General features: G+C 63.5%; 9 protein-coding genes. 8 read left to right on the plus strand and 1 reads right to left on the minus strand.

Features of this window, described 5'->3' with window-relative positions; genetic code table 11:
- Window positions 1–63: 63 nt before the first annotated feature.
- From AC1VON_RS07045 to AC1VON_RS07080, 8 genes are all read left to right on the plus strand, one after another.
- Window positions 64–3543, plus strand: coding sequence for an indolepyruvate ferredoxin oxidoreductase family protein (locus tag AC1VON_RS07045; protein WP_483121167.1), 3480 nt, complete (start codon window positions 64–66; stop codon window positions 3541–3543).
- Between the two features lie 91 nt (window positions 3544–3634).
- Window positions 3635–5950, plus strand: a complete 2316-nt coding sequence (locus tag AC1VON_RS07050) for a putative bifunctional diguanylate cyclase/phosphodiesterase (protein ID WP_483121169.1) — start codon at window positions 3635–3637, stop codon at window positions 5948–5950.
- A gap of 146 nt (window positions 5951–6096) precedes the next feature.
- Window positions 6097–6867, plus strand: coding sequence for an N-acyl amino acid synthase FeeM domain-containing protein (locus AC1VON_RS07055; RefSeq protein ID WP_172347304.1), 771 nt, complete (start codon window positions 6097–6099; stop codon window positions 6865–6867).
- A 164-nt stretch (window positions 6868–7031) separates the two neighbouring features.
- A complete protein-coding gene (locus AC1VON_RS07060; RefSeq protein WP_019862764.1) occupies window positions 7032–7181 on the plus strand; it encodes a DUF3096 domain-containing protein in 150 nt (49 codons plus the stop codon).
- Window positions 7182–7344: 163 nt separating this feature from the next.
- Complete coding sequence (locus AC1VON_RS07065) at window positions 7345–7569, plus strand: aa3-type cytochrome c oxidase subunit IV (protein WP_172347303.1); 225 nt, start codon at window positions 7345–7347, stop codon at window positions 7567–7569.
- Window positions 7570–7664: 95 nt separating this feature from the next.
- The gene (locus tag AC1VON_RS07070) at window positions 7665–8945 is read left to right on the plus strand and encodes a Re/Si-specific NAD(P)(+) transhydrogenase subunit alpha (RefSeq protein WP_483121171.1); all 1281 of its coding nucleotides are present in this window, start codon (window positions 7665–7667) and stop codon (window positions 8943–8945) included.
- Window positions 8945–9370 carry a proton-translocating transhydrogenase family protein gene (locus AC1VON_RS07075; RefSeq protein ID WP_056570342.1) on the plus strand — a complete coding sequence of 142 codons (426 nt, stop codon included), beginning with the start codon at window positions 8945–8947 and terminating at the stop codon, window positions 9368–9370. The genes AC1VON_RS07070 and AC1VON_RS07075 overlap by 1 nt, the downstream gene beginning before the upstream one ends.
- Window position 9371: 1 nt before the next feature.
- Window positions 9372–10769 carry an NAD(P)(+) transhydrogenase (Re/Si-specific) subunit beta gene (locus tag AC1VON_RS07080; RefSeq protein WP_056569240.1) on the plus strand — a complete coding sequence of 466 codons (1398 nt, stop codon included), beginning with the start codon at window positions 9372–9374 and terminating at the stop codon, window positions 10767–10769.
- Between the two features lie 93 nt (window positions 10770–10862).
- Here AC1VON_RS07080 and AC1VON_RS07085 read toward each other — a convergent pair whose 3' ends face one another.
- Window positions 10863–11780, minus strand: coding sequence for a hypothetical protein (locus tag AC1VON_RS07085; protein WP_172347301.1), 918 nt, complete (start codon window positions 11778–11780; stop codon window positions 10863–10865).
- Between the last annotated feature and the right edge of the window lie 84 nt (window positions 11781–11864).

Raw genomic sequence — 11864 nt, forward strand, 5'->3', positions numbered from 1 at the left:
AGGATGCGTCATCCGATCCCGACGTTGGCTGCTGCCCCGCGGCCTTCGCAGAGGAAATGCCTGATGACGCTGCATGATGTCGCGCTCGACGACAAGTTCGACCTCGGAAAGGAGCGCATCTTCCTGTCCGGCGCGCAGGCGGTCATCCGCATGCTCCTGATGCAGCGCGAGCGCGACCGCCGCGCTGGCCTGAACACGGCCGGTTTCGTCTCCGGTTATCGCGGCTCGCCGCTCGGCGGCCTCGACATGCAGCTGTGGAAGGCGAAGAAGCAGCTTGCCGGGGCCGACATCGTCTTCCAGCCCGGCCTCAACGAGGAGCTTGCCGCCACCGCCTGCTGGGGATCACAGCAGACGGAGTTGCTGGGCGAGGGCACCCATGACGGGGTCTTTTCGGTCTGGTACGGCAAGGGGCCGGGCGTCGATCGTTCAGGCGACGTCTTCCGTCACGCCAATCTTGCCGGCTCGTCGAAGCACGGCGGTGTGCTCGCTCTCATGGGCGACGACCACATGGCCGAATCCTCGACCAACGCGCACGCCACCGAATTCCTCTTCGTCGACACAATGGTGCCGATCCTCAACCCGGCCGGCGTCCAGGAGATCATCGACTACGGCCTGTATGGCTTTGCCATGTCGCGTTTCGCCGGCACCTGGGCGGCGATCAAATGCGTCAAGGACAACATCGAATCGACGGCCTCGGTCGACGCCTCGCTCGAACGGCTCAACATCGTCTTGCCGGAATTCGACATGCCGCCGGGCGGCCTCAACATCCGCCACGAGATCGACATGCTCGGCCAGGAAGAGCGGCTGCACGAGTACAAGCGTGCCGCGGCCTCCGCCTTTATCCACGCCAACGGGCTGAATCACATCGTCTATTCGGGCGGCCGCAACCCGAAGCTAGGCATCATCACGCTGGGCAAGAGCTATCTCGATGTCCGCCAGGCCCTGGAGGATATCGGCATCGACGAGGCGGCTGCCAACCGCATCGGCGTGCGGCTGTTCAAGGTCGGTTGCCCCTGGCCGCTCGACCTGCAGCACATCGCGGACTTTGCCCGTGGCCTCGACGCCATCGTCGTGGTCGAGGAGAAGCGCTCGCTGATCGAGGTGCAACTGCGCGAGAACCTCTACGGTACCGCCGTGCAGCCGGTCATCGTCGGCAAGAAGGATGAGCGCGGCGACTGGCTGTTTCCCGCCAAGGGCGCGCTCGACCCCAACGAGATCGCCATTGCCCTCGGCGAGCGGATCGTGAAAACCATCGGTCCGTCGGAAGAGATTTCGGCGCGGGTGGCGAAGCTCCGCCAGTTCCAGGCGATGCTGGCGGATGCCACCGACATCGGTTCGCGCACGCCCTTCTTCTGTTCGGGCTGTCCGCACAACTCCTCGACCAAGGTGCCGGACGGCTCGATCGCCGCCGCCGGCATAGGCTGCCATTTCATGGCGCTCTGGATGGACCGCAATACGCTGGGCTTCACGGCCATGGGCGGCGAAGGCGCGCAATGGGTCGGCCAGGCGCCTTTCTCCAAGCGCGATCATATCTTCCAGAACCTCGGCGATGGCACCTACAACCATTCCGGCACGCTGGCGATCCGCTTCGCGCTGTCGAGCGGGGCCAACATCACCTACAAGATACTTTACAACGATGCCGTGGCCATGACCGGCGGCCAGCCGCACGAGGGCGGCCTGACGGTGGACATGATCGCCAGGCAGGTGCGGGCAGAGGGCGTCGACCGCATCGCCATCGTCACCGACGAACCCGACAAATATGCCGGCAAGGCCGAATTCCCCGCCGGCGCCACCATCCACCACCGCGACGACCTCGACCTCGTCCAGCGCGAGTTGCGCGACGTCAAGGGCGTTTCGATCCTGCTCTACGACCAGACCTGTGCGGCCGAGAAGCGCCGGCGCCGCAAGCGCGGCACCTTTCCCGATCCCGACAAGCGCGTCTTCATCAACGAACTGGTCTGCGAAGGCTGCGGCGATTGCGGCGTGCAGTCTAACTGCGTCTCGATCCAGCCGGTCGAGACCGAATTCGGCCGCAAGCGCCGGATCGACCAGTCGAGCTGCAACAAGGACTTCTCCTGCGTCAACGGCTTCTGCCCGTCCTTTGTCACCGTGCACGGCGCCAAGATCAGGAAAGCCGAGGGCCTGGCCGGCAAGACTGATCCGCTCGACGGTGTGCCGGCACCGGCCGAATTTCCTCTGGGTGCCGAGGGATGGGCGGCGATCATCGACGGCGTCGGCGGCACCGGCGTCGTCACCGTCGGCGCCGTGCTTGGCATGGCGGCTCATCTCGAGGGCAAAGGGTGCGGCATGATCGACATGGCCGGTCTCGCCCAGAAGGGCGGCTCGGTGTTCACCCATGTCCGCATCGCCCGCACGCCGGACGATATCCATGCCATCCGCGTTTCGGCGGGGAAGGCCGACCTCGTGCTTGGCTGCGACCTCGTCGTGTCAGGCGCCAAAAAGGTGCTGACGGCGGTACGCGAGGGCCATACCATCTTCCTCGCCAACACCGCCGAGATCATGCCCGGCGAGTTTGCCCGCTCGGCGGATTTCTCGCTGCCCATCGAACGCCTGAAGAAAGCGATCCGCACCGCCGCCGGCGAGGACAAGGCGCATTTCTTCGACGCCACCCGCACCGCCACATCGCTGTTCGGCAATTCGCTGGGCGCCAACATGTTCATGCTCGGCTTTGCCTTCCAGCATGGCGGCCTGCCGCTGTCGGCAGAGGCCGTCGAAAAGGCCATCGAGCTCAATGGCGAAGCGGTGGCGATGAACATCGCCGCCTTCCGCTGGGGCCGCCGCGCGGCACACCAGCCGGATTTCGTGCGCGGCCTTGTCGCCCAGCCGGGCAAGGCGGGACAAGCCGCCCCGGTCGCGCAGACGCTGGACGAGATCATTGCCCGCCGTGTCGCCTTCCTGACCTCCTATCAGAACGCCGCCTATGGCAGGCGTTATGCCGACAGGCTGGCGCTGCTGCGCGCCGCCGAGGCCAAGGCCGTGCCCGGCTCGACCGCTGTGACCGAGGCGGCGGCGAGGAACCTGTTCAAGCTGATGGCGATCAAGGACGAATACGAGGTGGCCCGGCTCTACACCGACGGCTCCTTTGCCGCCGAGCTTGGAAAGCAGTTCCAGAGCTACGAGAAGCTCGAATTCCATCTCGCGCCGCCGCTCATGGGACGTCGCGGCAATGACGGAAGCCCTCGGAAATCGAGCTTCGGCCCCTGGATGATGAAGGGTTTTCGCCTGCTGGCGGCGCTGAAGGGCTTGCGCGGCACCGCTTTCGACCTGTTCGGCTATACCGCCGAACGGCGTGCGGAACGGCAGCTTTTGGCACAGTATGAGGGTGACCTGCAGCTCGTCGCCAAGTCGCTGGCGCCTGGCAGGGCCGATGCGGCGGTCGCTCTCGTTTCGGTTCCCGCGCTCATCCGCGGTTATGGCCATGTCCGGCAGGCCAGCGCCGAAAAGGCCCTGGGTGAGCGCCAAAGACTGCTCGATCGCCTGGCAAACGCACCGGCAAGGCCGGAACTTCAGGCCGCCGAATGATCCAAAAAGCGCCTAAAACCAGGCGTTTCAGCCCAGGCTAAAGGTTTTTTAATGGGACTATGCCAAGGCTGGGGCTCATTGGGCGCCAGTAATGGGCAAAACAAAGACCGATAACATCCCAGTGGATGTTTATATCCAGTTTGTGCGCTCGTTGTTCGACAACGCGCATATGCTGGTGATCGGCGCGCTTTGCCACGCCACGATCAGCCTCATGGTGTACTGGCGTCACGGCCAGCCTATTTTCCTGGCTCTCGCCGGCGCGCTGCTCGGCATCGGCGTCTGGCGTTACTTCAGTCTGCGGCGGTTCCACCGCTCGGGCGGTGAGATTCGCGACGCCGCCGACGCAACGAAGTGGGAGCGCGAATACATCCTGAAGGGTAGCCTTCAAGGGTTGTTGCTGGGGTTCTTCTGCTTCATTTCCATCTATGTCTACTCGGACTCCTATGCCGAGATCGGGGCGCTGTCGGTGACGATGGCCTCCCTGGTGACCGTCGTCGGCCGAAATTACGGCTCGCCGCGCATGGTCATGATCTTCGCGGTCACCTTCGTCGGGCCGATCGCCGCGGCGCTCATTCTCCGGTTCGACTTGCCCTACGTCGTGCTGGGCCTGCTGATCATCCCCTTCATGTTCATCATCAAGGGCAGCGCCGACCACGTCCGCAATGTGCTGTTTTCGGCCGTTGTCGGACACAAGCAGGCGAGACAGATCGCGCAGCGCTTCAACCGCGCCCTTAACACCATGTCGCATGGCCTGGTCATGCTCGGCCCGGACGGCAAGGTGGTTGTCGGCAACGCCGAGGCCGCCCGTCTGATGTCGCTGAAATCCCCCGACCAGTTGCTCGGGCGCTCGATCCATTCATTGCTGCTGCGCGGCGTTGCCGGCGGCATGCTGGCACCGAAGGACTGCCGCTATGTCGAGGCGCAGCTGACGCGCGCCTTGCGCGAGGGGCGCGACCGCAAGGTGCTGGTTTCCTTCTCCAATGGCCAGCACTTTGAGTTCTCCGCCCGCGAGGGCAACCAGGAACTGGGCGTCATCACCTTTGAAGACGTGACCGCGCGTGTCGAGACGGAGGAAAAAATCCGTTTCATGGCGCGCTACGACAACCTCACCGGCCTGCCGAACCGCGCCTATTTCCACGAACTGGTCGGCGAACTGATGGCCTCCGGCGAGCGCGACCGCCTGTGCGGCCTGGCGGTGGTCGACCTCGATGATTTCAAGAGCGTCAACGACACGCTCGGCCATCCTGTCGGCGATGGCCTGATCTATGCCGTCGCGGAACGGCTCGCGGCGATCGCCGGGCAAGGCATTACCGTCAGCCGCTTCGGCGGCGACGAATTCATGATGTTCTTCGACCGCATCGAGGACGAAAGCCATCTCGCCAGCCTGCTCGACCAGATTTTCGCCGACCTGCAGGGCGAGGTCGACGTCGCCGGTCACGGCTTGCGGATCCAGGCCAGCGCCGGCGCGGTGCTGTCCAAGGTCGAGGGAACCGACGTCGACGCCATGATCGTCAAGGCGGACCTGGCGCTCTACAAGGCCAAGGAGCTCGGCAAGAACGGCTGGCGGCTGTTCGAGGCGGCGATGGATGCCGCGTTCCGCAACCGTCAGCTGATGAAGGCGGATCTGCGCACCGCGGTGGAAAGCAAGAACCTGCGGGTTGTCTATCAGCCGATCGTGGCCATGAAGACCATGCGCATCGCCAGCTGCGAGGCGCTGTGCCGCTGGGACCATCCCGATCTCGGGCCGATTTCGCCCGGCGTCTTCATCCCGCTGGCAGAGGAGATGGGCATCATTTCCGAGATCAGCACTTTCGTGCTCCAGGCGGCCTGCGCCGAATGCGCCAAATGGCCTGACCAGACCAGCGTCTCGGTCAACCTTTCCGCCAGGGATTTCCGCAACGGCGATGTCATCCACAAGGTCCGCGATGCGTTGGCCAGTTCAGGCCTCGCCGCCGGCCGGCTGGAGATCGAAGTCACCGAAACCGCGTTGCTCGACGACAAGTCGCAGACGCGCCAATATATCGAGGAACTGAAGCGGCTTGGCGTGCGCATCGCCCTCGATGATTTCGGCACCGGCTATTCCAGCCTGAGCTATCTCCACAAGCTGCCTCTCGACAAGATCAAGATCGACCGCTCTTTCGTGATGGATGTCACTCAGAATCCGCGCTCGCTCGAGTTGTTGAAGGGCGTCGTCGACCTGGCCCGTATCCTGGGTCTCACCGTCACCATCGAAGGCGTCGAGACATTCGAGCAACTCAAGATCCTGTTGCATTCGGTGAAACCGGATCTTGTCCAGGGCTTCCTGTTCGGCGCCGCACTGAGCGCGTCGGGCATCGAAACCATGTCCAATGTGACCTGGCCTTTCGCCGCCGAATTGCAGCCGATCGCCAAGCGCGCCGTCCCCTGAAATCCAGTTATCGAGACCCAGATTTTCCACCGGCCGCAATTTACCATTTGTTAACGTTAATTTAGGGTAAACGCAAAAGCTCGGAATTTTGCTTCTTGTTCCTTCTGTGCTTCGCTATTGTCGTTATGCGGCGGTACGAGGACAGAATGGAAAACAAGTTGTTGGGTACGCCCGTGGCGGCGACTGCGGGCAAGGGCAAGAATAGCCCCTCAGTGTTTTCAGACCACGTCATGGATGTTCTGGAGCATGTGGAGTATCGCCTTTGCGATGGCGCCGAGGATCTAGAGGCGATCTATAGGCTTCGCTACAATTCCTATCTTCACGCCGGCATGGTGAAGCCAGATGCCTCCCGCATGGTGAAGGACGACTTCGACGACCTGCCCAATTCATACCGCTTCGGCGTCTTCTTCGACGGCGCGCTCGTCAGCACCATCAGAATCCACTACGTCAGCGCGAGATATCCCGTGTCGCCCAGCACCGATGTTTTCGGCGACGTGCTGGCGCGGCGACTGGCGACTGGCGAGACTTTCGTCGATCCAAGCCGGTTCGCAGCCGACCTTGAGTGGTCGAGCAGCTTGCGCGTGCTGCCGTATGTCACCCTCAGGCTGGCGGTGGTTGCTTGCAGCCATTTCAAGCCGACCTATTGCCTGACGGCGATCAAGGAAGAGCACTCCGCCTTCTATCATCGCATCTTCCGATCGGAGCAGGCGGTGCCTCCGCGAAATTATCCCGGCCTTACCGTCCCCGTGCATCTCTTCCAGTCGAAGTGCTCCGAGAACATGCAGGCAACGCTGGATCGCTTTCCGTTCTTCAACTCGACGGCATTCGAGCAACGCATGCTCTTCCAACGCCCCAACAGGGGCGAGTTGGCACCGCTGACCATCTTGCCCACCGCCAAGTACTTCGAAGCAGCCTGAGTCCACGCAAGTCTTTTGGCCGCTTCCTCGGGCATGTCCTCGCTTTGAACCGGACTCGGCTTTTGGCCAACGTGCATCACGATGGAGCTTTCCTGGCGTGACGGCGTTGTGTATGGCGGCATCGCCGTAAGTTGGTGGGCATCGCTTCTGGAAAGGACCCCGACATGCATATTTCCCAGCTCGCGCTCACGCCGCTTATCTCGCTGATCGCCGGCGTGCTGATCCTCATAATGCCACGGCTGCTGAACTACATCGTCGCGCTCTATCTGATCGTCGTCGGATTGCTCGGTCTTTTCCCGCACCTCGCCGGCTGAGGCCGCCGATCCAGCCTCGCGCGGAGGCTGTCCCTCGCCGGGATAGGCCTGCAGTTTCAATTTTCCCTTGAGGCAGTCTCGGCCGCGATGCGGCAATAGCGCCATTGCTCTCGGCCCGGCTTTTCGCTATGTGCCTGAAAGATGTCTTCGAAGGGGTATTCCTATGGCTGATCACTCGCCGACCGGTCCTGTCGAACTGGGCGCGAAGATGGACTATGCCGAGCATGACCGCACCTATGCGGGCTTTCTCATGCTGGCTAAATACGGGTCGCTTTTCTGCGGCGCGCTTCTTCTGGCGATGGCTTTCGGCTTCTTCGCGGGCGGCTTCTTCTCGGCGCTAATCCTGTTCGTCCTGATTATGGCCGCTGGCGCCTTCATTCTGCGATAGATGCGATAGACCTTCCAAAACCCCGTTGCCATTGACGTCGCCGGATGTCCGGCCGACACTTTGCGCAAACAGGTTCCAGCCGAAAGGATCATGCGGTGGGACAGACGGTTTTCATCCCTCGTGAGCTTGACGCGAACGAGCCGCGTGTCGCGGCCTCGCCCGATACGGTCAAGCGACTGGCGGGGCTTGGCTTCGATGTGATTGTCGAAACCGGCGCCGGCACAAGGTCGCGCATCCCCGACGAGGAGTTTGCCAAGGCAGGTGCCACCATCGGCAAGGCGTCTGATGTCGCCAAGGCCGATGTCGTGCTGAAGGTTCGCCGACCTGATGAAGCCGAACTGAAGAACTACAAATCCGGCGCCGCCGTGATCGCCATCATGGATCCTTACGGCAATGACGCCGCCGTGGCGGCCTTGGCCAAGGCCGGCGTCACCGCCTTCTCGATGGAATTCATGCCGCGCATCACCCGCGCCCAATCGATGGACGTGTTGTCCTCGCAGGCCAACCTTGCCGGTTACCAGGCGGTGATCGACGGCGCTTCGGAATATGACCGGGCGCTGCCGATGATGATGACGGCGGCGGGCACCGTGCCGGCGGCCAAGGTCTTCATCATGGGTGTCGGCGTCGCCGGCCTGCAGGCGATCGCCACGGCGCGCCGCCTCGGCGCGGTCGTCACCGCCACCGACGTGCGCCCCGCCGCCAAGGAACAGGTCGCTTCGCTCGGCGCGAAATTTCTGGCTGTCGAGGATGACGAGTTCAAGGCCGCGGAAACCGCGGGCGGCTACGCCAAGGAGATGTCGAAGGAATACCAGGCCAAGCAGGCGGCGCTCACCGCCGAGCACATCGCCAAGCAGGACATCGTCATCACCACGGCGCTGATCCCCGGCCGCCCGGCGCCGAAACTGGTCTCGGCGGCCATGGTCGCCTCGATGAAGCCGGGCTCTGTGCTCGTCGATCTGGCGGTCGAGCGCGGCGGTAACGTCGAGGGCGCGGAAGCCGGCAAGGTCGTCACCACGGCCAACAATGTGAAGATCGTCGGCCACCTCAATGTGCCGGGCCGCGTCGCCGCATCCGCCTCGCTGCTCTATGCCAAGAACCTGTTCGCCTTCCTCGAGACGCTGGTCGACAAGACCACGAAGACGCTTGCCATCAACCGAGATGACGATCTGGTCAAGGCGACGATGCTGACCGACGGCGGCAAGGTTGTTCATCCGGCCTTCGCCAAGGCCGACCAGCAGCCCCATGTCGAGCCGGCCGCGATCCCGGCCACGACCATGGTCGCCGATGCTTCCAAGCCCGCCGCGCCGAAAAAGGCCGCGCCCAGGAAAACCGCCGCATCCAAGTCGCCCTCGCCCAAGTCGAAAGGGACCGCGTGATGGATCAGACCTTGCAGAAAGCCCTCGACCAGCTCGATCAGGCAAGTGCTGCCGTCCGGCTGGCGGTGCAGAACCTGGCAAATGCTCCAGGCGGTGCCGAAGCGGCGGGTGATGCCGCGCACGCGCTCTCCGGCGGCGCCATCGATCCCTTTGTCTTCCGTTTCGCCATCTTCGTGCTGGCGATCTTCGTCGGCTACTACGTGGTCTGGTCGGTGACCCCCGCTTTGCACACGCCGCTGATGGCCGTCACCAACGCCATCTCGTCGGTCATCGTCGTCGGCGCGCTGCTGGCTGTCGGCATTGCTGCCTCCGGCGTCGCCGCCGGTTTCGGCTTCGTCGCCCTGATGCTGGTTTCGGTCAACATCTTCGGTGGCTTCCTCGTCACCCAGCGCATGCTGGCCATGTACAAGAAGAAGGAAAAGTGACGTGACCGTCAATCTCGCTTCCTTCCTCTACCTGGTCTCCGGCATCCTGTTCATCCTGGCGCTGCGCGGTCTGTCGCATCCGACCACCAGCCGCCAGGGCAATCTCTACGGCATGATCGGCATGGGCATCGCCATCGCCACCACGCTGGCGCTGGCAACACCGTCTGCCGGCCGCTTCGGCCTGATCGTGCTCGGCCTCGCCATTGGCGGTGGTGTCGGCGCCGTCACCGCGCGCCGCATCGCCATGACCTCGATGCCGCAGCTGGTTGCGGCCTTCCACTCGCTGGTCGGCCTTGCCGCCGTCATGGTGGCGGCCGCGGCGATCTATGCGCCGGAAAGTTTCGGCATTGGCACGGCGGGCGACATCCATGCCCAGGCCCTGGTCGAAATGAGCCTTGGCGTCGCCATCGGTGCCATCACATTCACCGGCTCGGTCATCGCCTTTTTGAAGCTCGACGGCCGCATGTCGGGCAAGCCGATCATGATCGGCGGCCGCCATTTCATCAACGCCGCCCTTGGCATCGCGCTGGTCGTGCTGATCGTGCTGCTGGTCACGACCGAATCGAAACTGGTCTTCTGGCTGATCGTCGCCGCTTCGCTGGTGCTCGGCATCCTCTTGATCATCCCGATCGGCGGCGCCGACATGCCGGTCGTCGTCTCGATGCTGAATTCCTACTCGGGCTGGGCCGCCGCGGCACTCGGCTTCACGCTTGGCAATCTGGCGCTGATCATCACCGGCGCGCTGGTCGGCTCCTCCGGCGCCATCCTGTCCTACATCATGTGCAAGGGCATGAACCGAAGCTTCATCTCGGTCATCCTCGGCGGCTTCGGCGGCGAGACGGCCGCTGCGGCGGACGACGGCATCGAGCGCACTGTCAAGCAGGGCTCGGCCGATGACGCAGCCTATCTGATGATGAACGCACAGAAGGTCATCATCGTGCCGGGTTACGGCATGGCCGTCGCCCAGGCGCAGCACGCGCTGCGCGAAATGGCCGACAAGCTGAAGGCCAACGGCGTCGACGTCAAATACGCCATCCATCCCGTCGCCGGCCGCATGCCTGGTCACATGAACGTGCTCTTGGCCGAAGCCAACGTGCCTTACGACGAAGTCTTCGAACTGGAGGACATCAACTCCGAGTTCGCGCAGGCCGACGTCGCCTATGTCATCGGCGCCAATGACGTCACCAATCCCTCGGCCCGTGACGACAAGTCGTCGCCGATCTACGGCATGCCGATCCTCGACGTCGACAAGGCGCGCACCTGCCTCTTCGTCAAGCGCTCGCTCGGCTCCGGCTATGCCGGCATCGACAACACGCTGTTCTACAAGGACGGCACCATGATGCTGCTCGGCGACGCCAAGAAGATGACCGAGGAAATCGTTAAGGCCATGGATCACTGATCCGGCCAATCGCGCAAACGCGCCGCTTATCCGAATAGCAAAGAGCCCGGCTTCGAAACCGGGCTCTTTCATTTTTCGGGAGTGTGCCTGGGTTCAGCGGCTGGTCAGGAAAATCGCTTCCTCTTCGTCGCGCTGCCTGCCGCCGAGGGCCGCGGCGGCGCTGGCGATGAAGGCGCCGATGACCAGCGACAAGGCGCCGAGCAAGGCAAAGGTCGCGCTGCCCTTCCGGGCGGTGTCGGCCGCCTGCTTTGCCTTGACCTTGGCGTCCTCCACCTTGGCCACCAGTGCATCGACACGCGCCTTGGCGTCGGCCTCGGAAAGGCCGGTGCGGGCGGCAACCAGTTGCGATAGGTAGGTCTTGTCCTCAGCCGAAATCTCGCCCGCTGCCGCACTGGCGATAAGGATGCGTGAGGCCTGCCCGACCGCGGCGGCATCGCTGTCCGGGTTCGCAGCCGCAAGCTTGGCTGGATCGGCCGGTCTGAACAGTGAATCCACCAGATAGGAGGTCGCATTATCGGCCGATGCGCTGCCCGCATTGGCGGAAGCGCCGGCCGATGCACCCATGGCGGCACCCGACGCTACGGTTGATACCGCCTGCACGCCTGAGCTGAGTGCTGCCGAAAGCGCCGACCCAAGCACGCCGACGACGAGCAAGGTGGCCAGTGCCCAGGCGAGGAAGCCGTGAGCGGTGTCACGGAAATAGACCTCGTCGGTGTGGATCCCGACCCATTTGGTACGCAGGCGTCCGGCAAGATAGCCGCCGACGCCGGAGGACAGCCACTGCACGATGATCAGCCAGATCGCGGTCGACACAGCGAAGGTGGTGATCGAGGCGCCGGACCCTGACCATGGCGAAACCATGCTGAGGCCCAGACCGGAGCCAAGCAGCATGAGGGTGAAAGTCAGCGTCGAGGCCGCGAAGGCGCCGGCGATGATCGGCCCCCAGCTGACAGCCGTAGCTGAGGATTCTTCTGAAGCGGTTAGGTCGATAGCCGATACGGTGGGCTGCATCAACGCCCCCTACCGTACGAACAGCATGATGAGAATGATGATCGGAATCGGAATACCGAGCAACCAGAGCAAAATGCCACGTCC

The organism is Mesorhizobium sp. HAY1-8B (assembly GCF_056868045.1).